Annotated in this window: 26 protein-coding genes; 5 read left to right on the top strand and 21 right to left on the bottom strand. The window is 66.4% G+C overall.

The annotated features are described in order from the left end of the window. Positions 1-3: 3 nt before the first annotated feature. The 11 genes from ACSQ9I_RS02130 to ACSQ9I_RS02080 all read right to left on the bottom strand — a co-directional run bounded on the left by ACSQ9I_RS02130 (position 4) and on the right by ACSQ9I_RS02080 (position 10,480). Positions 4-1,638, bottom strand: a complete 1,635-nt coding sequence (locus ACSQ9I_RS02130; protein WP_436312116.1) for a carboxypeptidase-like regulatory domain-containing protein — start codon at positions 1,636-1,638, stop codon at positions 4-6. 70 nt (positions 1,639-1,708) lie between these two features. Beyond that, entirely contained in the window at positions 1,709-2,023 is a 315-nt protein-coding gene (rpsJ, locus tag ACSQ9I_RS02125; protein ID WP_028250951.1) for a 30S ribosomal protein S10, read from the bottom strand. Between the two features lie 23 nt (positions 2,024-2,046). After that, entirely contained in the window at positions 2,047-3,240 is a 1,194-nt protein-coding gene (gene tuf / locus ACSQ9I_RS02120; RefSeq protein ID WP_436296069.1) for an elongation factor Tu, read from the bottom strand. A 107-nt stretch (positions 3,241-3,347) separates the two neighbouring features. Continuing rightward, positions 3,348-5,447: an elongation factor G gene (gene fusA, locus ACSQ9I_RS02115; protein ID WP_436312115.1), complete on the bottom strand. Its 2,100-nt coding sequence runs from the start codon at positions 5,445-5,447 to the stop codon at positions 3,348-3,350. An 84-nt stretch (positions 5,448-5,531) separates the two neighbouring features. Next, on the bottom strand, positions 5,532-6,005 hold the full coding sequence (gene rpsG, locus ACSQ9I_RS02110) for a 30S ribosomal protein S7 (protein ID WP_093104188.1): 474 nt from the start codon (positions 6,003-6,005) through the stop codon (positions 5,532-5,534). A gap of 144 nt (positions 6,006-6,149) precedes the next feature. Beyond that, a complete protein-coding gene (gene rpsL / locus ACSQ9I_RS02105; RefSeq protein ID WP_028249584.1) occupies positions 6,150-6,527 on the bottom strand; it encodes a 30S ribosomal protein S12 in 378 nt (125 codons plus the stop codon). Positions 6,528-6,702: 175 nt separating this feature from the next. Beyond that, entirely contained in the window at positions 6,703-7,872 is a 1,170-nt protein-coding gene (locus tag ACSQ9I_RS02100) for a D-alanyl-D-alanine carboxypeptidase family protein (protein WP_436312114.1), read from the bottom strand. A 24-nt stretch (positions 7,873-7,896) separates the two neighbouring features. Next, positions 7,897-8,529, bottom strand: coding sequence for an alpha/beta hydrolase (locus ACSQ9I_RS02095; protein WP_093104192.1), 633 nt, complete (start codon positions 8,527-8,529; stop codon positions 7,897-7,899). After that, positions 8,529-8,882: a (2Fe-2S) ferredoxin domain-containing protein gene (locus tag ACSQ9I_RS02090; RefSeq protein WP_093104193.1), complete on the bottom strand. Its 354-nt coding sequence runs from the start codon at positions 8,880-8,882 to the stop codon at positions 8,529-8,531. The genes ACSQ9I_RS02095 and ACSQ9I_RS02090 overlap by 1 nt, the downstream gene beginning before the upstream one ends. Positions 8,883-8,933: 51 nt before the next feature. Next, on the bottom strand, positions 8,934-10,046 hold the full coding sequence (locus tag ACSQ9I_RS02085; RefSeq protein WP_093104195.1) for a VanZ family protein: 1,113 nt from the start codon (positions 10,044-10,046) through the stop codon (positions 8,934-8,936). Positions 10,047-10,051: 5 nt separating this feature from the next. Further along, positions 10,052-10,480 carry a CopD family protein gene (locus ACSQ9I_RS02080; RefSeq protein WP_093104196.1) on the bottom strand — a complete coding sequence of 143 codons (429 nt, stop codon included), beginning with the start codon at positions 10,478-10,480 and terminating at the stop codon, positions 10,052-10,054. A gap of 320 nt (positions 10,481-10,800) precedes the next feature. Between ACSQ9I_RS02080 and hemB the strand changes: the two genes are divergently transcribed. After that, positions 10,801-11,805 (top strand): porphobilinogen synthase, encoded by a 1,005-nt coding sequence (gene hemB, locus ACSQ9I_RS02075; RefSeq protein WP_436312113.1) that lies wholly within the window; start codon positions 10,801-10,803, stop codon positions 11,803-11,805. A 17-nt stretch (positions 11,806-11,822) separates the two neighbouring features. After that, positions 11,823-12,959, top strand: coding sequence for a magnesium transporter CorA family protein (locus ACSQ9I_RS02070; RefSeq protein ID WP_436302514.1), 1,137 nt, complete (start codon positions 11,823-11,825; stop codon positions 12,957-12,959). Between the two features lie 56 nt (positions 12,960-13,015). Here ACSQ9I_RS02070 and ACSQ9I_RS02065 read toward each other — a convergent pair whose 3' ends face one another. After that, positions 13,016-13,384, bottom strand: a complete 369-nt coding sequence (locus ACSQ9I_RS02065) for a DUF4148 domain-containing protein (RefSeq protein ID WP_436312112.1) — start codon at positions 13,382-13,384, stop codon at positions 13,016-13,018. 200 nt (positions 13,385-13,584) lie between these two features. Then, a complete protein-coding gene (locus ACSQ9I_RS02060; RefSeq protein ID WP_436312111.1) occupies positions 13,585-13,938 on the bottom strand; it encodes an alpha/beta hydrolase in 354 nt (117 codons plus the stop codon). A 107-nt stretch (positions 13,939-14,045) separates the two neighbouring features. Between ACSQ9I_RS02060 and ACSQ9I_RS02055 the strand changes: the two genes are divergently transcribed. After that, a complete protein-coding gene (locus ACSQ9I_RS02055) occupies positions 14,046-15,005 on the top strand; it encodes a LysR family transcriptional regulator (RefSeq protein WP_436312110.1) in 960 nt (319 codons plus the stop codon). 9 nt (positions 15,006-15,014) lie between these two features. Here the strand turns inward: ACSQ9I_RS02055 and ACSQ9I_RS02050 are convergent, their stop codons facing one another. The 3 genes from ACSQ9I_RS02050 to ACSQ9I_RS02040 are packed head-to-tail and all read right to left on the bottom strand — an operon-like array spanning position 15,015 to position 17,219. Beyond that, positions 15,015-15,884, bottom strand: a complete 870-nt coding sequence (locus ACSQ9I_RS02050; protein WP_436315695.1) for an amidohydrolase family protein — start codon at positions 15,882-15,884, stop codon at positions 15,015-15,017. Between the two features lie 28 nt (positions 15,885-15,912). Beyond that, positions 15,913-16,596 (bottom strand): dienelactone hydrolase family protein, encoded by a 684-nt coding sequence (locus tag ACSQ9I_RS02045; protein ID WP_436312109.1) that lies wholly within the window; start codon positions 16,594-16,596, stop codon positions 15,913-15,915. A gap of 2 nt (positions 16,597-16,598) precedes the next feature. After that, entirely contained in the window at positions 16,599-17,219 is a 621-nt protein-coding gene (locus ACSQ9I_RS02040; RefSeq protein WP_093104209.1) for a 2-hydroxychromene-2-carboxylate isomerase, read from the bottom strand. A 71-nt stretch (positions 17,220-17,290) separates the two neighbouring features. Between ACSQ9I_RS02040 and ACSQ9I_RS02035 the strand changes: the two genes are divergently transcribed. Next, the gene (locus ACSQ9I_RS02035; RefSeq protein ID WP_436312108.1) at positions 17,291-18,037 is read left to right on the top strand and encodes an SDR family oxidoreductase; all 747 of its coding nucleotides are present in this window, start codon (positions 17,291-17,293) and stop codon (positions 18,035-18,037) included. After that, complete coding sequence (locus ACSQ9I_RS02030) at positions 18,037-18,693, top strand: MarC family protein (protein WP_093104212.1); 657 nt, start codon at positions 18,037-18,039, stop codon at positions 18,691-18,693. Before ACSQ9I_RS02035 ends, ACSQ9I_RS02030 begins: the two co-directional genes overlap by 1 nt. On the opposite strand, the gene ACSQ9I_RS02025 is transcribed toward ACSQ9I_RS02030, so the two are convergent. Genes ACSQ9I_RS02025 through ACSQ9I_RS02005 form a run of 5 tightly spaced genes read right to left on the bottom strand, consistent with a single transcriptional unit; the run spans position 18,690 to position 22,931 of the window. Beyond that, positions 18,690-19,154 (bottom strand): metallophosphoesterase family protein, encoded by a 465-nt coding sequence (locus ACSQ9I_RS02025; RefSeq protein WP_436312107.1) that lies wholly within the window; start codon positions 19,152-19,154, stop codon positions 18,690-18,692. The genes ACSQ9I_RS02030 and ACSQ9I_RS02025 overlap by 4 nt on opposite strands. 22 nt (positions 19,155-19,176) lie before the next feature. Then, positions 19,177-19,857 (bottom strand): ABC-type transport auxiliary lipoprotein family protein, encoded by a 681-nt coding sequence (locus ACSQ9I_RS02020; protein WP_244503790.1) that lies wholly within the window; start codon positions 19,855-19,857, stop codon positions 19,177-19,179. An 11-nt stretch (positions 19,858-19,868) separates the two neighbouring features. Continuing rightward, entirely contained in the window at positions 19,869-20,855 is a 987-nt protein-coding gene (locus tag ACSQ9I_RS02015; RefSeq protein WP_436312106.1) for an MlaD family protein, read from the bottom strand. Between the two features lie 5 nt (positions 20,856-20,860). Beyond that, the gene (locus ACSQ9I_RS02010) at positions 20,861-21,706 is read right to left on the bottom strand and encodes an ABC transporter ATP-binding protein (protein ID WP_436312105.1); all 846 of its coding nucleotides are present in this window, start codon (positions 21,704-21,706) and stop codon (positions 20,861-20,863) included. Between the two features lie 55 nt (positions 21,707-21,761). Further along, positions 21,762-22,931, bottom strand: coding sequence for an MlaE family ABC transporter permease (locus ACSQ9I_RS02005; protein WP_436312104.1), 1,170 nt, complete (start codon positions 22,929-22,931; stop codon positions 21,762-21,764). Positions 22,932-22,966 lie beyond the last annotated feature (35 nt).

Below are 22,966 nucleotides of genomic sequence, written 5' to 3'. Positions count from 1 at the left end.
TCCTCATTGGATGGTGACGTTGAAACATACCGAGGTGTTGTTGAAGTCGTTGAGAACTAGAACGTTCTCGCCGGCGGGCAGGCTGACCGATGCGGTTTCGCTCGCACCCAAGCCATCGGACTGGGCGATCTGCCTCCCTGCATAGACGACGAAGTCCGGATCCGCCGCAGCGGAAGGCGCCGTGGCGGTGATCGTGTAGTTGCGAGCGGTCGGCGCCGTGAATCGCAGGTACGCGTAGCTGCCGAGCTTGTTGCCCGCACCGGCCTGATTGGTTACGCAAGCGGACGTCGAACTGCCGCCCACGGCCGCGGTCGAGTACATCGGCAGTGCGAGTGCGACGGTGCCATTGTTCGCTTCCGAGAGTCCGAAAGGATCGTTCGGGTTGGCGCTGATGTTCTGGCCGGTGAGCAGCGAATTCAGGGCAGCCGCGCTCCCCGGCGCGGCCGCGTTGAAGGCAGCAGTGAACGGATGAATAGAGGTAACCGCAACGCCGTTCTTGAACGACGCGGCAGTCAGGGTGTCGTGAATCGGCTTGAATCCGACCTGGTTGTTGAGGTTCCAAAGGATCGAATGAATCGACGCCTCCCGGAACCAGCCAGGATTGGTCGGCGTGCCCGCGGTCAGGTTGAGGTTGCCCCCCTGCGCCTGGCTCGGGCCGGTGGAATCCGTGTAGTTGCTGCGTCCCAGCGCGATGCCTGACCAGGCATTGCCCCAGCCTTCCGAAAACGCCATCCGCCGATCGAGCAGCTCGCTCAGGGAATGGCTGCCGCCCGGCGAATCGTCGCGGCTGAAGGCCGACTGATAGTAGTGCCCCCACTCGTGCGCCACGACGGGCGCGTCGTATTCGTCGGTATCGACGTTCTCCTTGCCCAGCACGTAGATGGCGCGGCCCGTGCTCCTGTTGGTGAAGAAGGTCGTTCCGATCTGTCCCAGCGCCAGATTGCCCGACGCCGGTACGTTGTTGACGCTCCAGAACACGCGCAGCAGCGGGAAGGCGGTGCCCGGCGCCACCGAGAGGACCTTGGCCTGGGTCGTATAGATCGTGTCGAGCAGCGCGAACGGCCCGCCGACGCGGGTCGAGGCATAGCTCGTGCCGTCCCAGCCGGAGGGTGCGTGGACGTCGCGCGTGAGCGTGGCCACCACGCCGGTGGGAAACGCGGGCGTTTCCATGGCGTAGATCGCGTCGGACTGGGTGTTGTCGCGGACAGTGACGTCCCAACTCGCGCCCGAGCCGGTCTGCAACATCTGCGCCTTGACCCGCACCACGACGGATGTGCCGGAAGGCACGGAAACGGAATAGGCGCCGCTGGCGTCGGTGCTCGCCGTCGCCACGACCGCCGACGCGCCGTTGACGACTTCGACCACAGCGCCGCGAACCGGCTTGACCACGATGGCCGAATAGTTCAGCGTCCCCGTCGCATTCGGCACCGAATCGAAAGTAACGGTGCCGTTCAGCGTGACGGTCGTCGCGCCCGGCAGTCCCGCGATCGGAAAACCGCCGCCGCCGCCGCCGCCACATGCGCCAAGCACCACCGCGACAGCCACCGCAAGGGCCCGCAAGAGCCATGTTTTAGTCTTCATCTTCGCCCTCTGAGCGTTCACGTCCCGGCCAATCGCCGCCCCCCCGGAGAATGCCACAGCCAAGTGTCAAAAAACAAAGCCCGCCGGCATTTCTGCGGGCGGGCTCTTGTGAAGTAACCGAAGTTTCTTATTGAAGCTTGATCTCGACGTCCACGCCGGCCGGCAGGTCGAGCTTCATCAGCGCGTCCACGGTCTTGTCGGTCGGGTCGACGATGTCCATCAGGCGCTGGTGCGTGCGGATCTCGAACTGGTCGCGGCTCGTCTTGTTGACGTGCGGCGAACGCAGGATGTCGAAACGCTTCATGCGGGTCGGCAGGGGCACGGGGCCCTTGACGATCGCGCCGGTGCGCTTGGCGGTGTCCACGATCTCGGCGGCCGACTGGTCGATCAGCTTGTAGTCGAACGCCTTCAGGCGGATGCGGATTTTTTGCTTGGTGGCCATGGTGATTCCTTTGTGCGCTCGAGTCAGATGTCGAGGATCTTCGCCACCACGCCCGAGCCCACGGTGCGGCCGCCTTCGCGGATCGCGAAGCGCAGGCCTTCTTCCATGGCGATCGGGTTGATCAGCTTCACGGTGATGCTGACGTTGTCGCCGGGCATGACCATTTCCTTGTCCTTGGGCAGCTCGATCGCGCCGGTCACGTCCGTCGTGCGGAAGTAGAACTGCGGGCGATAGTTGTTGAAGAACGGCGTGTGACGCCCGCCCTCATCCTTGCTCAGCACATACACCTCGGCGGTGAAGTGCGTGTGCGGCTTGATCGAGCCGGGCTTGCACAGCACCTGGCCGCGCTCGACTTCTTCGCGCTTGGTGCCGCGCAGCAGCACGCCGACGTTGTCGCCGGCCTGGCCCTGGTCCAGCAGCTTGCGGAACATTTCCACGCCGGTGCAGGTGGTCTTCACGGTCGGGCGGATGCCCACGATCTCGATTTCCTCGCCCACCTTGATGACGCCGCGCTCCACAGCGCCGGTCACCACCGTGCCGCGGCCGGAGATGGAGAACACGTCTTCCACGGGCATCAGGAAGGTGCCGTCGACCGCACGCTCGGGCGTGGGGATGTAGGTGTCCAGCGCGTCAGCCAGCTTCATGATGGCTTCCTCGCCCAGCTTGCCCTTGTCGCCTTCCAGGGCGAGCTTGGCCGAGCCATGGATGATGGGGGTGTCGTCGCCGGGGAATTCGTACTTGTCCAGCAGCTCGCGCACTTCCATCTCGACCAGCTCCAGCAGCTCGGCGTCGTCCACCATGTCGCACTTGTTCAGGAAGACGATGATGTAGCCCACACCGACCTGACGCGCCAGCAGGATGTGCTCGCGGGTCTGGGGCATGGGGCCGTCGGCGGCCGAGCACACGAGGATGGCGCCGTCCATCTGGGCGGCACCGGTGATCATGTTCTTGACGTAGTCGGCGTGGCCGGGGCAGTCGACGTGCGCGTAGTGGCGGTTGGCCGTTTCGTATTCGACGTGGGCGGTGTTGATGGTGATGCCGCGCGCCTTTTCTTCAGGCGCCGCGTCGATCTGGTCGTAGGCCTTGGCTTCGCCGCCGAACTTCGTCGACAGCACCGTCGCAATCGCCGCCGTCAGCGTGGTCTTGCCATGGTCCACGTGACCGATCGTGCCCACGTTCACGTGCGGCTTCGTGCGGGTGAATTTTCCTTTTGCCATTTTCTATCCTTGAAAGAGCAGTGCCCGTGTATGGTTTAACGTCTGCACCATGTTGCTGGTTCTCTCGCCACGGGCAACGAGAGGCACAAGGTCGCAGACAGAACTTCTTACTTGACGCGCGAAGCGACGATGGCTTCAGCGACGTTGCGCGGAGCTTCGGCGTAGTGCTTGAACTCCATCGTGTAGGTGGCGCGGCCTTGCGACATCGAACGCAGCGTGGTCGAGTAGCCGAACATTTCCGACAGCGGGACCTCGGCCTTGATGGCCTTGCCGCCGCCCATCATGTCTTCCATGCCCTGCACCATGCCGCGGCGTGAGGACAGGTCGCCCATCACATTGCCGGCGTAGTCTTCAGGCGTCTCGACTTCCACGGCCATCATCGGCTCGAGAATGACCGGGCTGGCCTTGCGGCAGCCTTCCTTGAAGCCGAAGATCGCGGCCATCTTGAAGGCCATTTCGTTCGAGTCCACGTCGTGGTACGAACCGAAGTGCAGCGTGACCTTGACATCGACCACCGGATAGCCGGCGAGCACGCCTTGGCCCAGCGCTTCGATCACGCCCTTTTCGACCGCCGGGATGTATTCGCGAGGAACCACGCCGCCCTTGATCGCGTCGACGAACTCGAAGCCCTTGCCGGCTTCCTGCGGCTCGATCTTGAGCACGACGTGGCCGTACTGGCCCTTGCCGCCCGACTGGCGCACGAACTTGCCTTCGGCATCTTCGACCGTCTTGCGGATGGTTTCGCGATAAGCCACCTGCGGCTTGCCGACGTTGGCTTCCACGCCGAACTCGCGCTTCATGCGGTCCACGATGATTTCGAGGTGCAACTCGCCCATGCCGGCGATGATGGTCTGACCCGACTCCTCGTCGGTCTTGACGCGGAAAGACGGATCTTCCTGCGCCAGACGCTGCAGCGCGATGCCCATCTTTTCCTGGTCGACCTTGGTCTTCGGCTCGACGGCCTGCGAAATCACCGACTCCGGGAACACCATGCGCTCGAGCGTCAGGATGGCAGCGGGGTCGCACAGGGTTTCGCCCGTGGTCACTTCCTTCAGGCCAATGCACGCGGCAATGTCGCCGGCGCGGATTTCGCTGACTTCCACGCGGTTGTTGGCGTGCATCTGCACGATCCGGCCGATGCGCTCCTTCTTGCCGCGCACCGGGTTGTAGACGCTGTCGCCCTTGGTCAGCACGCCCGAGTAGACGCGCACGAAGGTCAATTGGCCCACGAACGGGTCGGTCATGAGCTTGAAGGCCAACGCCGAGAACTTTTCGCTGTCGTCGGCTTTGCGGGTCGTCGGCGCTTCGTCTTCGTCCATGCCTTTGACCGGCGGAATGTCGGTCGGCGCTGGCATGTATTCGACGACGGCGTCGAGCATCGCCTGCACGCCCTTGTTCTTGAACGCGGAGCCGCACAGCATCGGCTGGATTTCGCCGGCGATGGTGCGCTGGCGGATGCCGGCCTTGATTTCGGCCTCGGTCAGCGCGGTGCCTTCGAGGTACTTGTTCATGAGCTCTTCGCTCGATTCGGCGGCGGCCTCGACCAGCTTCTCGTGGTACTCGGCGCAGACGGCGGCCAGGTCGGCGGGGATCTCGCCGTACTTGAAGGTCACGCCCTTCTCTTCGTCCCAGATGATCGACTTCATCTTGACGAGGTCGACGACGCCCTGGAAGCGGTCTTCGGCGCCGATCGGGATCTGGATCACGACGGGATTGGCCTTCAGGCGGTCCACCATCATCTGGCGCACGCGCAGGAAGTCGGCGCCCGTGCGGTCCATCTTGTTGACGAACGCGAGGCGCGGCACCTTGTACTTGTTGGCTTGGCGCCAGACGGTTTCGGATTGGGGCTGCACGCCGCCGACGGCGTCGTACACCATCACGGCGCCGTCGAGCACGCGCATCGAGCGCTCGACTTCGATCGTGAAGTCCACGTGGCCCGGGGTGTCGATGATGTTGATGCGGTGTTCGTCGAAGTTGGCGCCCATGCCCTTCCAGAAGCAGGTGGTGGCAGCGGACGTGATCGTGATGCCGCGCTCCTGCTCCTGCTCCATCCAGTCCATCGTGGCGGCGCCATCGTGCACTTCGCCGATCTTGTGATTCACACCGGTGTAGAACAGGATGCGCTCGGTGGTGGTGGTCTTGCCGGCGTCGATGTGCGCAGAAATACCGATGTTGCGGTAGCGCTCGATGGGGGTCTTGCGGGACATGAAAATTACTCCGTTAACGGATGAAAGCCCGCCCACCGCATTCGGTGGATCGGGCTTCCAGCCTGTCTGACTAGTGGGCTGTTGTTAGAAGCGGAAGTGGCTGAAGGCCTTGTTGGCTTCGGCCATGCGGTGCACTTCATCGCGCTTCTTCATGGCACCGCCACGGCCTTCCGTGGCTTCCATGAGTTCGTTGGCCAGACGCAGGGCCATCGACTTTTCGCCGCGCTTGCGGGCGGCTTCCTTGATCCAACGCATCGACAGCGCCAGGCGACGCACCGGGCGCACCTCGACGGGAACCTGATAGTTCGCACCGCCGACGCGGCGTGACTTCACTTCGACCATCGGCTTGACGTTGTTGATGGCCATGGTGAAGGCTTCGACCGGGTCCTTGCCCGGGTTCTTCTTCTCGATCTGGTCGAGCGCGCCATAGATGATGCGCTCGGCGATCGCCTTCTTGCCGCCTTCCATGATCACGTTCATGAATTTGGACAGCTCGACATTGCCGTACTTGGGATCCGGCAGGATTTCACGTTTGGGGACTTCGCGACGACGTGGCATTTTTCTAACCTCTTTGCTTCAGTTGGCACCGTTTCCGGCACCGCGAGAGCCAACAAGAACTCTCACTTACTCGACCCAACAGCGGGTCACTTCGTCCGATGCGCCTGCCAGGGCACGCCGAACACCGTTGAACGACAGAAAGCCTTAAGCCTTCTTGGGACGCTTCGCGCCGTACTTGGAACGCGACTGCTTGCGATCCTTCACGCCTTGCAGGTCCAGCGAACCGCGCACGATGTGGTAGCGCACACCGGGCAAGTCCTTGACACGACCGCCGCGAACCAGCACGACGCTGTGTTCCTGCAGATTGTGGCCTTCGCCGCCGATGTAGGAAATGACTTCGAAGCCGTTGGTCAGGCGCACCTTGGCGACTTTCCGCAGCGCCGAGTTCGGCTTTTTCGGGGTCGTGGTGTAGACCCGGGTGCAGACGCCGCGACGCTGCGGCGAGTTCTGCATGGCAGGGCTCTTCGACTTGATCTTTTCGACCTCGCGACCCTGACGCACCAGTTGATTGATGGTTGGCATGAATGAATAAGTCCCAAAACACCCCGGCAAGAATCCTTGTCGTGACACAAGGGGCCGGGAGATGACGAAAACGTGAATCCCTTCGGATTTTTCCGAAAAGCCCACGAGTATAGCAGTGCGGCCGTGACGCCGCAATTTCAGCTGCACCGGGGCGCCCGCCGGGCGGGCGCCGGCCTCACTTGATCCAGAGACGGACGGCGTCCCAGGCGCGGCCCAGCACGCCAGCTTGCTCAACCGGCTCCAGCGCCACGAGCGGCACTTCGGCGACCGGTTGGTCGGCCAGCGTGATCTTGAGCGAGCCGATCGGCTGGAAGCGGGAGAACGGCGCGACCAACGGGTCTGGCCGTGTCACTTGCGTCTTGATCTTGCTCGCCGAGCCGGCCGGGACCGCTACCACGATCGCCTCGGGACGGCCCAGCTTGACGGTGTTTTCCTTGCCCTTCCAGACCGCCGGCGTCGCCACCGCCTGGTTGGCGTCGAACAGGCGAACCGCGTCGTAAGCGGTGTAGCCCCAGTTCAGCAACTTCTGCGACTCGTTGGCGCGTGCGTTCTCGCTCGCCGCGCCCAGAACGATCGACAGCAGGCGCCGGCCGCCGCCGAGGTTCGGGAAATCGCGCTTCGAGGTCACGATCATGCAGTAGCCGGCCGCATCGGTGTGGCCGGTCTTGAGGCCGTCGACGGTCGGGTCGCGGAACAGCAGCAGATTGCGGTTGGTGTCGTTGGTCGAGGGGGTGCCGGGATAGCGGTACTTCTTGACGGCGTAGTAGTGCACATACTCCGGAAAGTCGCGCATCAGGCGCGTCGCCAGGATGCTGAGGTCGCGCGCCGTGGTGCTATGGCCCGGCGCCGTGAGGCCTTCGGGATTCTTGTAGCTGGTGTTCTTCATGCCGAGCGCCTTGGCCTGCTCGTTCATGAGTTCGACGAAATGCTCGACCGTGCCGCCCACGCCTTCGGCCAGCGCGACGGTGGCGTCGTTGCCCGACTGGACGATCAAGCCCTTGATCAGGTCTTCGACCGGCACCTGCATCTTGGGGTCGATGAACATGCGCGAGCCGGGCATCTTCCAGGCGCGCGGGCTGACCGGCAAGGTCTGCTGCAGGCTGATCTTCTTGGCCTTGAGCGCGTCGAACACCAGATAAGCCGACATCAGCTTGGTGAGCGAGGCGGGTTCGACCGGGCTGTCGATGTCCTTTTGCGCGAGCAGCTGGTTGGCCGTGACGTCAAGCAGCAGGTAGCTGCGCGCCGCGACTTCGGGCGGCGCCGGCACCTGGGCGTGGACGACCATGCAGAAGGATGCGGCAGCGGCCACCGCGAGCGCGCGCAGCGCGTCGAGAAAACGATTCATGGGGGATGCGAAGAGACGAAAAAACTAGCCCGCGCGCAGGTGGCGGACGACCAGACTTTTGAGCAGCGGCAATTGTCCGTGAAAGAAATGACCGCCTCCGGGAACGACTGTGACAGGAAGTGACTGCGGCCGCGCCCAGTCCATCACGGCAGCGAGCGGCACGGTGTCGTCGTGCTCGCCGTGCACGACCAGCGTGCGTTCGTGCGCCTCCGCCGGCAACGTCGCAACGGAAAAGCGCGAGGCGGCCGTGCCGACCAGCACCAGGTGCCGGATGTCCCTCGTCGCCCAGAGCTTCTCGGCCGTGCAGCTCGCCACGAAGGCGCCGAACGAGAAGCCGGCGATGGCCAGCGGCCCCTCGGGCGCCAACTGCTCGACGACGGCCAGCATGTCGTCGCGCTCGCCGCGTCCTTCGTCGTGCGCCCCTTCGCTGGCGCCGACACCGCGGAAGTTGAATCGCACGGCGGTCCATCCGCACGAAACGAAGGCGCGCGCCAGCGTCTGTACCACCTTGTTGTCCATGGTGCCGCCGAAGAGCGGATGGGGATGGGCGATCACCGCCACGCCGAGCGCCGGCGAGCCCGCGGCCGCCGCGTCGCGCAGCACTTCGATGGCGCCCGCGGCGCCCTTGAGCTGGATTTTTTCGGTTCTGGAATTCATCAGCGCCCCACCTCGGGCGGCAACAGCAGCCGCTCGACCACCTTGCCGTTCTTCAGATGCGATTCGACGATCTCGTCGATGTCGTCCTCGTCGACGAAGGTGTACCAGACGGCTTCCGGATAGACCACCGCCACCGGCCCGCCTGCGCAGCGGTCGAGACAGCCCGCCTTGTTGACGCGCACCTTGCCGGGCCCGGCCAGTCCGGCCTCCCTGATGCGGGCCTTGCAGCGATCGAAGCCCGCCTGGGCGTTGTGCTTCGAGCAGGAGTCCTCTTCGTTCTTGCGTTCGTTCAGGCAGAAGAAGATGTGCCGAGCGTAGTAGCCGCGCGGCGGCGGGATGCTGGAATTGGACATCGAACCATTCTATTGAGCGTGCGACGCGAACACTGGGCGCCGGGGTATGGACTACGCCGGCCGCGTCCGGCGCGACAGCGCGGCCAGCACGTAGGCCAGCGTGGCGAAGGGCCAAAGCCAGCCCAGCCACTGCGCGAGCCCGTGGAAACGGATGAAGCGCCCCTGCTCCCAGGTCGCCAAGGTTTGTGCGAAATAAGCGCTCTCGGGCGCCTGGTTGAGCAGGCTCAGGTGAACCACGAGCGCGATCAGCAGCAAGCCTGCACAGAACCGGCGCGGCGCGGGCAGCAGCAACACGCCCAGAACCAGCGCGGCCACGATGCCGACCTGCACCGGCAGGCTCAGCCAGGCCCAGGCGTGCTCGGGGCCGTAGCTCAGCGCGGCCGACAAGGCAGTGGCCGCCATCCCGGCCACAAGCACCAGCGGCAGCAGGACGGCCCGGCGAGAGATCGAGCGCGTGACCAGGAAGGCCAGCAGGCAGGGCACCAGCGCTCCCAGCATGACGCACAGCAGTTCGACGCCGGGCACCAGCGGCTCGAGCTCGAACTGGCGCACCGGCATCCAGTCGATGAAAGGGGTGTCGAGGAGCCATTCCGAAATCGCCGCCTCGAGCCGTTCGAACACCTGACCCAGCCCGAAAGTGACCGCTGCCGGAAACAGCAGTGCGAGCGGCCACAGCGCCAGCAGCACCAGCGCGCCGCGCGACTCCTCGACGAACCAGTTGGAACGGGTCCGGTGCCAATGCGCCACGGCACCGAAGCGCTCGAGCGCCGCCGCGAGCACGGCGCCCGCCAGCGCACCCGCACTGTTCAGTCCGAGGTCGACATTGGAGGGAATGCGCGAGGGCAGGTAGCTTTGCAAGGTCTCCATGGCGAAAGCGATCGCGGCGCCGGCCGCCGTGGCGCGCAGCACCGCGCCGGCCACGCCGACGCCCGGGCGAGTTCGCAGTACTGCGATCGCCGCCAGGAAACCGAAGGGCATGTAGCCCGCGACGTTGACCCCGAAGTCGAAGCCGGTCCAGTACTTGGGCCACGGCGCCGCCAGATAGGCCCAGGGCGCGATGCCCTGGTCGCGCCAGTCGGCGAAGGGATAGAGACTCGCGTAGACGATCAGCGCCGCATAGGCGAGCGCGAGGGGCAGTGCGGCGGACTTGTGCTGGGTTCCCACCGTGCTCAGAACGGCTTGACCACGACCAGCACCACGATCCCGAGCAGCAGCAGCACCGGCACTTCGTTGAACCAGCGGTACCAGCGCTCGCCGCGCCGGTCTGCGCCCGAGACGAACTTGCGCAGCAGCACCCCGCAGGCATGGTGATAGCCGATCGCAAGCAGCACCAGAGCCAGCTTGGCATGCATCCAGCCGTTGCCCGGACCGCGTCCGATGCCATAGCCGAGCCAGAGCCAGAGCCCGAAGCCGAGCGCCGGCACGGCCAGGAAAGTGGTGAACCGGAACAGCTTGCGCGCCATGAGAACCAGCCGCGCGCGTTCGGCCACGGATTCGGGTGCCACCATTGCCAGGTTCACGAAGATGCGCGGCAGATAGAACAGTCCCGCGAACCAGCTCGCAATGAACACGATGTGCAGTGATTTGACCCAGAGCATGGCGGCAGTTTAGTGGCGCGCCCCATTGGCGCAGGGCGATTGAAAGGGCAAAAAAAAAGCCCGGCGTCAAAACGCCGGGCTGGGAAGCCCTTTTGCTGTCACACATCAAGGCACCCGCTCAGGGAGGAAAAGCGGGGAGCGGCAAGCCGCCCAATGCGGAATTTAGCAAAGGCATTACAACCTATCAAGCGAGTTCTAGTCTTTTTCCCCGAATTGGCAGAACACATAGTTCCAACGTATTACTGCACCGAAGCCGCGGAAAGACCGCTCGAGGGGCTGTATCAGAGGGCAATCCCGGCACTTCAGGCACAATTTTCCGCATGACCCTCCACGCTCCTTTTCCTGCGGGCCGACCGCGCCGGCTGCGCCGCGATGCCTTCACACGCAATCTCGTGCGTGAGCACACGCTCAGCGTTCACGACCTGATTTACCCGGTGTTCGTGCAGGAAGGCCAGAAGCGGCGCGACGCCGTGCCCTCGATGCCCGGCGTTGACCGGCTCAGCCTGGATCTGTTGCTGCCGGTCGCCGAACAGTGCGTGGCGGCAGGCATCCCGGTGATGGCGCTGTTTCCGGTGATCGATGCCGGCCTCAAGACGCCGGCCGGGGACGAGGCTTTCAACCCCGAGGGCCTGATCCCGCGCGTGGTGGCCGCCCTCAAGTCGCGCTTCCCGGAACTGGGCGTGATGACCGACGTGGCGCTGGACCCCTACACCAGCCATGGCCAGGACGGCCTGCTCGACGACACCGGCTACATCCTGAACGACTCGACCGTCGAGGTGCTGGTCAAGCAGGCGCTCGTGCAGTCGCAAGCCGGCGTGGACATCGTGGCGCCTAGCGACATGATGGACGGGCGCATCGGCGCGATCCGCAGCGCCCTCGAGTCGGCCGGCCAGATCCACACGCGGATCATGGCCTACAGCGCCAAGTACGCGAGCGCCTTCTACGGCCCCTTCCGCGACGCCGTCGGCTCGGCCGCCAACCTCGGCAAGAGCAACAAGAAGGTCTACCAGATGGACCCCGGCAACAGCGACGAGGCGCTGCGCGAGGTGGCGATCGACATCGCCGAGGGCGCCGACATGGTGATGGTGAAGCCCGGCATGCCCTACCTCGACATCGTGCGCAGGGTGAAGGACGCGTTCCAGGTCCCGACCTTCGCCTACCAGGTCAGCGGCGAGTACGCGATGCTCAAGGCCGCGGCGCAGAACGGCTGGCTCGACCACGATGCCGTGATGCTCGAAAGCCTGCTGGCCTTCAAGCGCGCCGGCGCCGACGGCGTGCTCACCTACTTCGCGCTCGATACCGCCCGGCTGTTGCAGCAACAGTAGCGGACCGGTCGGGCACCATGCGCGTCTTCGAAATCAGCGGCTCGCGAATTACCGAACACGAGGCGCTCGCGCCGATGGCCGTGCCCGGCGCCTGCGCCAGCGGCTATCTGTGGATCTCGCTCACGCGGGACGAATTCCGCAGCTCGCTCGCCGAGGTGCAGGGCATCCTGCAGTCGCTCTGCGGCACCCAGCTGGTCGACCTCCATGTGGCCGACCTGGTCAACGACCAGTTGCCCTCGCACTACGACTACACCTCGCAGTACGACGTGCTGGTCTTTCGCCGGCTCGCGGCAGCCAACGGCACGGCGCCGAAGAGCGCCGAGCCGACGCTGGCGCGCGGCGGCCCGCCGGTGCTGCGGCGCGTCGATACGCGGCCGGTCGGCTTTGCGGTCTTCGACCGCGTGCTGCTGTCCGTCCATCCGGAAGACGGCGCGGTGCGCGATGCCTTTGCCGCCCGCCTGCTGGCCGCTGCGGCCTCGGAGGGGCGCGGCGGTGCGGCTGCCCCGGCGCTCGACGTCCGCGCCGTTTCCACGCGCGTGCCGCCGAATCCTGCCGATCTGATGCTGCGCGTGGTGAACCTGATCGTCGACGCCTACCTCGACCTGCGGCGCGAGCTGACGCGGCAGCTGGACCACTGGCAGGCCGAGCTGATCGACCCCCGCAGCCGCTTCACGAACTGGAGCGCGCTGATGGATGCGCGCCAATCGCTGCACCACCTGGACGAGATTTGCGAAGACCAGCGCGCAGCCATCCAGGACTGGATCGATGCGCTCGAAACCCTGCCGCCGCCCGAAGGAGCGGCCGCGTTGCGCGAACGCGAACTGATCATGGTGCGCAGCCGCGACGTGCTCGAGCACATCCAGCGCGTGGTGCACCACGTGCGGCGGCTCGAACAGAACGCCGAGACCGCCGTGCAGATGCACTTCAGCGTGCAGAGCCACCGCGCCAACGACATCATGCGGGTGCTCACGGCGCTCACGGCGATCTTTCTTCCACTCAACCTGATTGCCGGCATCTTCGGCATGAACTTCGAGTTCATCCCGCTCGTGCACAAGGCCGACGGCTTCTGGATCGCCATGGCCTCGATGGCCGTGATCGCGCTGCTGCTGGTGGTCGTGTTCTGGCGCAAGCGCTACCTGGCCCGAAGCAGATAAACAAAAAACCGGGCAGCGCACTAGCGCTGCCCGGTCCTTCTGTGGGGTCGGCGAATTTACTTGGCCGCGGGGGTGCCTTCCTTCTGCGCTTGCTGGAGCGTGACGGCGCGGTTGGGCATGGTCGAGATCACGCGGCTGTTGACGCGCGAGCCGCTGGTCACGTTCTGGTCGGGCGCATTCGCCGTGGCGACGGCTTGGGCACGCACGGCCGCCGAATCGGCCACCGAGGTGAAGGGATCGGCGCCACGCGAACCGCGCGTCACGTTCTGGTTGGGAGCGGCAGCCGCACGGACGGCTTCGGCTTCGACGTCGGCGCGGTTCATGCCCGACACCGACTTTTGAACGCCTTCGTAGCTTTCGGCCTGGGCGCCGGCAGCGGCCAGAAGGGAGAGAGCGGCGGCGGCGATGATTTGCGAGGTCTTCATTTCAGGTCCTTTGGAATTCGTCGGAGTGGTTGCTAACCAGGCTCGCGGGATGGCTGGCCTGTGCGACGAAGTTTCCGGTGGAATGACCTCGGGAAATTACCTAGAAAAGAGACACCGCGTTTCCGGGATCGAAACAATGAAAAGCCGGGCCCATGCTCTCGCATGGCCCGGCTTTGTCGCTCGTCGCGCGGGCTGGCGAATTACAGCCCGGCTTGGCGCGTCGTCACGAAACGCGGGTTCGAGAACTGCGACGGAATCACGCTGCCGGCGAAGGATTCGCGGCGCACGTTCTGGTTCGGCCGATGGGCATGGGTCACGGCTTCGGCGCGAACCTCGGCACGGTCACGAGCGCTCACCAGAACCGTCGCGGGGCCCGCGACGTAGCCTTCGGCATACGGGTTTGCGCTGCGGGCGGCGACGACCGCCTGGGCAGTCACTTCGGCGCGGCTGCTGGCCGACACCAGCGAGTGCACGCCGTCATAGGTTTCGGCCTGTGCGCCGGCAGCGGCGAGAATCGAGAGAGCGGCGGCGGCGATGATCTTCGAGGTCTTCATTTCAATCTCCTTTGGTTGGTGTGGGATGAAGTTTGCGCCTGAATCTAGGTAAAAACCCTTGGCTTTCTGAACCACCGCATTCACGAAATTGAAACAATGGAAGCCCGATGGACGGCCTGGACCTGCTGAAAGCCTTTCGTGAAGTTGCCGAACGCGGCAGCTTCTCCCGCGCAGCCAAGGTGTTGGGCACCTCGAAGGCCACTGTCAGCAAATACGTCGCTCAGCTCGAAGAGCGCTTCGGGGTGCGCCTGCTCAACCGCTCCACGCGCTCGGTCAGCCTGACCGATGCCGGCCAACTGCTGCTCGAGCGCAGCAAGCCGCTGATGGAGATGGTCGAGCTCACGCAGAGCGAGCTGCAGGAACATGCGGGCCATCCGCGCGGGCGGCTTCGCATCACGGCGCCGCACGGGTTCGCCCAGAGCGCCGTTCCGGACATCCTGAGCGAGTTCATCAAGACCTATCCCGACGTTCATGTGAGCCTGCACCTGAGCAACCGCGTGATCGATCTGGTGGAGGAAGGCGTGGACATCGCGCTGCGCCTCGGGCGTATCCGCGACGAGAACCTGATCGTGCGGCGCCTGCGCCAGATGGACCTGGTGCTGTGCGCCGCGCCTTCCTACTGGGCGCGGCGCGGCCTGCCCAAGAAACCCGACGACATGCGCAGTCACGACGTGCTGACCTACTCGCTCGCCGAGGGCGCGCCGCACCTGCCCTTCGAGGTCGACGGCAAGCCCTACATCGTGCCGGTGCAAAGCCGCATGGATGCCAACGATGCCGCGCCGCTGATCGGCGCCGCGCTCGCCGGACTCGGTGCCGTGTGCGTGCCGGCGATGATGGCGCAGTCGCATGTCGAGCGCGGCGCGCTGGTGCCGGTGCTGAAGGAATACATGCCGCGCGACCTGTGGCTCTACGCGGCCTATTCGCAGCGCCGCCACAACAGCGCGGCGCTGCGCGCCCTGCTGGATTTTCTCGAGGACCGCGTGCGGAAGTCGGCAGCGGCGCTGGCTCCTCCCGAGATGGCCGCCGTCAAGCCTGCCAGGCGGATGCGTCAGCCGGTGAGCGCCTGACGACAGGGTTCAGCGCAGACCGAACAGCGCCGCCGCGTTGCCCCACGCGATGCGCTGCGCCACCTCGGGCGGCACGTCACCCAGCCATCGGCGATAGCCGCCCATGATCTCGTCGTAGGCGCTCCAGCGCTGGTTGACCCAGGTGTCGGAGCCGACCAGAAAACGCTCCGGATACTTGAGGATCAACGCGCGCCACTCGGGGCACAGCGTGCCGCCCTCGCAGGTGAGGCCCGGCCGGTAGGAGAGCTCGCCCATCAGCAGCGGATAGCGCTCCAGCAGCGCCTGCACGCGCGCCACCGGCGCGCCGCCGATGCCGGTGTGGGCCCAGATGAGCCGCAGCGACTTTCCCTTGGACGGCGCGTGCGCCATCAGCAGATCGATCGCGACGTCGTCGACATGCGCCAGCACCGCGAGCTTCTTTTCTTCCGCCAGAACGATCAGCTTCCTCGCGACCGGCCCGTTGGCGTTGGCGCTGTCATAGAGATGGAACTCCCCCAGCCCCCGGTAGGGCCCGCTTGCCGTGCCGCGCGCCAGTTCCGCCTGCACCATCTCGTAGATGCTCTCGTCGCGGAACCAGTTGCCGTAGTCGTCGCGGTTGCGGTAGAGCCGTACGAAGGGCACCACGGTCACGCCGGCCTCGCGCGTCTCGCGCGCCGCGGCCAGCGTCTGCGTGCCGGCGTTGGGCCGCGAGTTGGCGATGATGGCTTTCACGCCGTTGCGCTGCATGCGCGCCAGGGCCTCGGCGGGCGGGTACGGGCCGGAGTCGCCATCCCAGGCTTCCTGGTTGTAGTGCAGGTGGGTGTCGAACAGCGCGCCGCCGTAGTCGGCCGCCTGCGCGCCGAACGCGGCAGCCGCCAGCAAGGCCGGCACCCAACGCATCAGATGCCGCGTCACGCCATGCCCCCGCTCAGCCGACGTGCTTCGCAAAAAAGGCCAGCGTGCGCTCGCGCGCCAGCTTGGCGGCCTCGGCGTTGTACGAGCCCCGCTGGTCGCAATTGAAGCCGTGGCCGGATTCGTAGACATGCACCTCGACCTCCGGGTGGGCCTTCTTGAAGGCCTCGATGGTGTCGAGCGGAATCCAGTGGTCGTTGTTGCCGAAATGGGCGAGCACCGGCACCTGGGGCTGGATCGCGCTCTCCTCCGGCGCCGTCATCCCGCCGCCGTAGTAAGGCGTCGCCGCCGCGAGGCCGGAGACCTTCGCCGATGCGCGCCACGTGAGCAGGCCGCCCCAGCAGTAGCCGACGATGCCGACCTTGCCGGCACGGGCCGCGTATTCCACCGCCGCCTGGATGTCCTGCAGCACGCCCGGTGCCGGCAGCGCCTCGACGGCGGTCTTGAGCTCGAAGCCGGCCTTCATGTCCTCGTCGCTGTAGCCCAGTTCGACGCCCGGCTTGACGCGATGGAAGGTCGAGGGCGAGACCGCGAGATAGCCGTCGGCCGCATAGCCGTCGGCCACCGATCGGATGTGCGAGTTGACGCCGAAGATTTCCGGCACCACGACGATCGCGCCCTTCGGCTTGCCCGCGGGTTCCGCCACGTAGGCCGGAAAGCCAAAGCCGTCTTTGGCGGTGAGATCGATGAACTGGCCCATGGTCATGCTCCTGAGGTGGATGGTTGTTGAATCAATGCGCGTTCGACGAAATCCAGCCGGTCCTGGCCCCAGAAGATCTCGCCGTCGATCACGTAGCTCGGCGCACCGAACACCTTGGCGTCGATGGCCTGCTGCGTGTAGTCCTCGTAGCGCTCCTGGACCGTCTGGCTTTGCGACTGCTCGCATCGTTTGGCCGGCAAGGCGCATTCGCCGACCAGCACTTCAAGCACCTTGGGATCGGCGATGTTGCGCTCCTGCACCCAGACCGCGGCGAACACCGCGCCGCAGAGCTTCATCGCGGCCTCGGTGCCGTCGTGCAGGTCGACCGCGATGATGAGCTTCGCCGCGTCGTCGGCAGCGACCGGAAAGAACTTGGGCTTGGGGTTCAACGGAATGTCGAGGTGGCGCGAGAAGCGCGCCAGCTCCAGCAGCCGGTAGGCCTGGCGCTGCGGTGCGCGCTTGCCGAGCGGCAGGCCGCCCGAGACCGGATACACGGCGCCGAGATCGACCGGCCGCACCCGCACCGTGGCGCCGTTGGACTTGGCGAGCGCAGCGAAGCGCGCATGCCCCAGGTAGGCCCAGGGGCTCTGGGGCGTGAAGTAGTAGTCGATGGTGTGGGTCACAAGCCGCTCCCGATGATGTAATCGTGCGCACGGTTTTAACTGAGGCACGGCTTTCGTGCAGGAGGTGGGATTTGGACCAGGTGCTCTTGATCACCGGCGGCAGCCGCGGCATCGGTGCCGCGACGGCACTGCTGGCCGCACAGCGCGGTTTCGCGGTGGCCGTCAACTATGCCAGCAACTCGCTGGCCGCCGACGAGGTGGTGCGCACGATCCGCGACGGCGGCGGCCGCGCGATCAGCGTGCAGGCCGACGTCGGCGACGAGGCGCAGGTGCTCGCGATGTTCGAGAAAGTCGATGCGAAGTTCGGCCGCCTCACGGCGCTGGTCAACAACGCCGGCGTGGTCGACGTGCAGGCGCGCGTCGACCAGATGAGCGTGGCGCGGCTCGACCGCATGCTGCGCATCAACGTGATCGGCAGCTTCCTCTGCGCACGCGAGGCGGTGCGGCGCATGAGCACGAAGCATGGCGGCAGCGGGGGCGCCATCGTCAATCTCTCCAGCGCCGCCGCGCGCCTGGGCTCGCCGGGTCAGTACGTCGACTACGCGGCCAGCAAGGGTGCCATCGACAGCTTCACGATCGGGCTGGCCAAGGAGGTCGCCGACGAAGGCATCCGCGTCAACGCGGTGCGACCGGGCCTGATCGACACCGAGATCCACGCCTCCGGCGGCCTGCCCGACCGCGCCGCCCAGCTCGCCCCCACCGTGCCGATGAAGCGCACCGGCAGCGCCCAGGAGGTCGCCAACGGCATCGTGTGGCTGCTGTCGGAAGAAGCGAGCTATGTGACGGCCACCTTTCTCGACGTGGCAGGCGGAAGGTGATGGCAACACCGACGATGGACCTGGTCAAGCCGATGATCACTTTGCTGGCGATCGTGAATCCGCTGGCGATCGTGCCTTTCTTCATCCACTACACGCAGGGCTATACCGAGGCCCAGCGCAAACGCACCGCGTGGGTGTCGGCCTTCAGCGCCTTCGTGGTCATCGCGGTCTGCGCGCTGCTCGGGCTTCAGTTGCTGTCCTTCTTCGGCATCTCGATCGCGAGCTTCCAGGTCGGCGGCGGCATGCTGCTGCTGATCAGCTCGCTCAGCATGCTCAACGCGCAGCCGGCCGAATCCAAGACCAACAAGGAGGAGATCCGGGCCACGGAAGTGAAGGCCTCGCTGGGCGCCTCGATCGCGGTGGTGCCGCTCGCCATTCCGCTCCTGACCGGGCCGGCCACCATGTCGACCGTGGTCATCTATGCCGAGAAGACGCAGCACCTCTGGGAGCTCGCGGTGCTGGTCGGCTACGGCATGGTGATCGGGCTGGCGACCGGCCTCACCTTCTCGCTGGCCGAGCCGATCGCACGCGTGCTCGGCAAGACCGGCATCAACGTGATGACGCGCTTGATGGGCCTGATCCTCGCGGCGCTGGCGGTCGAGGTGATGGCCGACGGGCTCGGCACGCTGTTTCCGGCGCTCGCGCGCGCGCCCTAGCCCTTCACCAGTTCGACGATGCGCGGCGTGACCACGCCGTCATCGATCTTCAGCTCCGCCGCCGAAATCGGCAGCCTGAAGCGGCGCGGGCCGGCGCTGCCGGGATTGACATAGAGAACCCCATCGCGCTCTTCGGTCCGCGGCCGATGCGAGTGCCCGGACACCACCACCCGCACGCCCGCGGCGACCGGGTCGATGTCGAGCTGCGCGAGATCGTGGATCGCGTAGAGGCGCAGGCCGCCGAGCTCGACCAGCGCCGTGTCGGGCACCGCCTCGGCCCACGCCCCCCGGTCGTTGTTGCCGCGCACCGCCGTCAGCGGCGCGATGGCGGCCAGCGCTTCGAGAATGTTCGCATCGCCGATATCGCCGCCATGCACGATGTGCTCGCAACCGCGCAGGAACGCGAGCGCCTCGGGCCGCAGCAGGCCATGCGTGTCGGAGATGAGACCGATGCGGTGCATGCGGGCGGCCTCTAGCCTCTACTCAGCGGGGCTGGTCCACCCATGTCACCAGTTCCGCCACCGCCGCATCGCTCGCCGCTGCCAGCCCCTTCACGCCGCCGGGCGCGTCGGCGCTCGGCGCGGGCCGCTGCACCATGAAGCTCTGCTGCGCGAGCACGCGGTCGCCGCCGGCATTGCTGCGGATCAGGGTCGCGCGCAGGCGCACCAAGCCCACGCTGCGGGTCGGCGATTCGAAGTAGTGGCTGAATTCCTCGAGCGACACCCTGAGCGTGTCGGGCACCTTGCCCTCGCTGCGCGCGATGGTGGCGCTCTCTTCCGGACCGAGCACGGTGCGGCGCGCGGCCAGCGCGTCGCGCAGGCGCTGGTGCAACAGCTGCGCCGGCGCCAGGCTCCAGCGCGATTGGCCATAGGGCCGCAGCTGGTTGGCATCGGCATAGCCCAGGCGGTAGAGCAGCTGCGTGCCCTCGAGCCGCGTGCCGGCCTCGATCTCGGCCAGCGCGATGAGCGGCAGCGCGTGCGGATTGACAGGTGCCGGCGCCGTGGATGCGGCGAGGTTGGGGCCGAAGTCGTAGAGCGTGGCGCGAGCGGGCTTGTCGGGCAAGGCGCCGCAGCCCGCCGCCAGCAGCACGGCGGCGATGCCTGCGACGGCCGAGAGGCGCGCCCGCGCTGCGCGAGCGGCCATGTTCTGGAGTACGTCGTTCATGGTCGTCACTTTCAAGGCCGCGCCGGCGCGGCGGCCGGCGCGGAAAATCCGGGCTCGCCCGGCCCGGCGACCACGCCGCCGCTGCCGAACAGCAGCGATTGCGGGTTGTCGTTGATGCCGTCGGCCGCGCGGCCGAGGCGGCGCACCGCGCGCGAGGTGTCCTCGGCGACGCGGTTCACGCGCGGCAGCGTGGCGCTGTTGAAGGAGTCGACCGCCTGCGCCAGGGACTTGGTGCCGTCGCCCAACCGGTCGATCGGGCCGTCCTTCGCATTCAGCCGGTTCACGGTGCCGTTGAAGTTGTTGGCCACGCGCGAGACGTCGCCGGCGGCCGTCTTGAGCGAAGCCATGGTGTCCCTCGTGCGGTCCACCAGCGGCGGCAAGGTGGCCAGCGTCGGGTTGAGCCCGTTCTTCACCGTGTTGTCGAGCGAGCGCGTGAGCTGGTTGGCGCTGGCCGAAGCCTGCGCGATGTTTTCCAGCGCGTCGGCGATGCGTTTCTGGTTGTCGTCGCCCAGCAGCGTGTTGGCCTTCTTCGTCACTTCGTCGATCTGGTTGATGATGGCCTCGCCGCGGTCCTGCAGCTGCGCCAGCACCGAGGGCTTGAGCGGGATGCGCGGTGGATCGTCGTTGTTCGGCGTGAGCGCCACCTGCGATTCGCCCTTGTCGTCGATCGCAATGAAGGCCAGGCCGGTCACGCCCTGGTAACTCAGCGTGGCATAGCTCGAGGTCGTGAGCGGCACGCGCTCGTCGACCGTGATGCGCACGCGCACATTGCCCTTCACCTTGGGATCGAAGTCGATCGAGGTGACCTTGCCGACGGCGATGCCGCGGTAGCGCACCGTCGCCTGCGGCTGCAGCCCGCTCACCGGGTCGCGGGTCGAGAGTTCGTAGATGTTGCGCACCGTGTTGTCGCGCGTGAACCAGACCACCAGCGCGATGATCGCGGCGATCAGGCCGAGCACGAAGGCGCCGGCGGCGATGGCATGGGCCTTGTTTTCCATGGCAGCTACCTTTCAGTGAGTGGGGTCCGGCCGGCGCCGGCAAGCCCCGAGACGGTCGGGGGCGGCACGCCTTCGTGGAGCGCCTCCATGGCGCGCTGGCCGCGGCCGCCGAGAAAGTATTCGTGGATGAAGGGATGCGGGTAGGCGATGACGTCGCGTGCCGTGCCGGCGACGATCACGCGCTGGTCGGCCAGCACCGCGATGCGGGTGCTGAGGTCGAACAGCGTGTCCAGGTCGTGCGTGACCATCACCACCGTGAGCCCCAGTTCGCGATGCAGCCCGCGCAACAGGTCGCAGAAGCCGTCGGCGCTTTCGGGGTCCAGGCCGGCGGTGGGCTCGTCGAGCAGGAGCAGCGGCGGATCCATGATCAGCGCGCGCGCCAGTGCCACCCGCTTGATCATGCCGCCCGACAAATCGGCCGGACTCTTGGTCGCCTGCTGCGGCTCGAGCCCGACCATCTGCAGCTTGACCAGTGCGGCATCGCGGATCAGGTCGTCGGGCAGGAGCTTGAGTTCGCGCAGCGGGAACGCGACGTTGTCGAGCACGCTGAAGGCCGAGAACAGCGCGCCGTGCTGGAACAGCATGCCGACGTTGGCGGCGCCGGTAGCGCTGAGCCGGCCCGGCGGATGACCGAGCACGGAGACCTCGCCCTTCGAAGGCCGCTCGAGTCCCAGGATCTGGCGCAGCAGCACGGTCTTGCCGGTGCCCGAGCCGCCCACCAGCGACAGCACCTCGCCTTTGCGGATCGTGAGGTCGAGGTCGCGGTGCACCACCTGGTCGCCCTCGGGCGACTCGAAGACGGTCCACAGCTTGCGGATTTCGACCATGTTGGTCTTCTGATCTTCGCTCATTGGACAACCCCCGCGCTGCGCGCTGCGGTATTCGCCTTGGGAGCGGCCCGGCGGCTCATGCCCTGAACCCCACGCCCTTGAAGAGCACAGCGAAGAGCGCGTCGACCAGGATCACGACCGTGATCGAGGCCACCACCGAGGAGGTGGTGCCGCGGCCGAGGCTTTCGGTGTTGGGCTTCACCTTCATGCCGTAGTAGCAGCCGATCAGCGCGATCAGGACGCCGAACACGGCCGACTTGGACATCGCGAGCCAGATGTTGGTCATCGGCACCGCGCGCGGCAGCGCCGACAGGAAATAGGCCGGCGAGATGTCCAGCGTGAGATCGGCCGCGACCATGCCGCCGAACAGGGCCGCCGCCGAAGTCCACATGCTGATCAGCGGCATCGCGATCGCCAGCGCCAGCACGCGCGGCATCACGAGCCGGAAGCCATGCGCAATGCCCATCACGCGCATGGCATCGAGCTCCTCGGTCACGCGCATGACGCCGATCTGCGCGGTGATGGCCGAGCCCGAACGGCCCGCAATCAGCACCGCCGCGAGCACCGGGCCGAGTTCGCGGATCAGCGACAGGCCGAGGATGTTGACGATGAAGGCTTCGCCGCCGTACTGGCGCAATTGCTGCGAGGTCAGGTAGGCCAGCACCACGCCGATCAAGAGGCCCACCAGCGCGGTGATGGGCAGCGCGGTGGCGCCGAAATGGTAGAGATGGCCCGAGAAGTCGCGCCAGGGCGCACGGTGCGGCGCGCGCAGCAGCGTGCCGACGTCGAGCGTGAGCTGGCCGACGAGCGCCAGGAAATCGCGCGCCACCATCATGATGCGCGCGCCGTTGTGGGCGAAATCGTGGAAATGCTCGGCCAGCGTCTTGCCGGGCTCCGCCGGCGCGCTGCAGGTGTACTGCGCCACCTGGTCCAGCACGGCCTTGTGCTGCGAGTCCATTTCGAGCCGCGCCGGCCAGGCCTGGCGCCAGTGGTTCCAGAGCAGCTGGGCGCCGATGTGGTCGAGCTGCTCGACGGGGCGCAGGTCCCAGGCCCGGTCGTCCTGCGGCGGCACGGCATCGAGATTCTTCGCCAGGGCCTCCCAGGTGCGCCGCGACGACATCGAGAGCGCGGTCCAGCAGCCGCTGGCGACGGCCCAGTTGCCGCCCTCCCCGTCGCGTTGCTCGACGCGCGGACGCAAGCGGTCTGCGTTTTGCGCGTCGGCGGTCGGCAACGATGCGATCGACATGGATGGAGCGGGCGGGCGGTCTGCGAGATGGAGGA

Source organism: Variovorax sp. LjRoot84, from assembly GCF_964254305.1.
GTDB lineage: Bacteria > Pseudomonadota > Gammaproteobacteria > Burkholderiales > Burkholderiaceae_C > Variovorax.
This window is presented reverse-complemented; position numbering and strand designations above follow the sequence as displayed.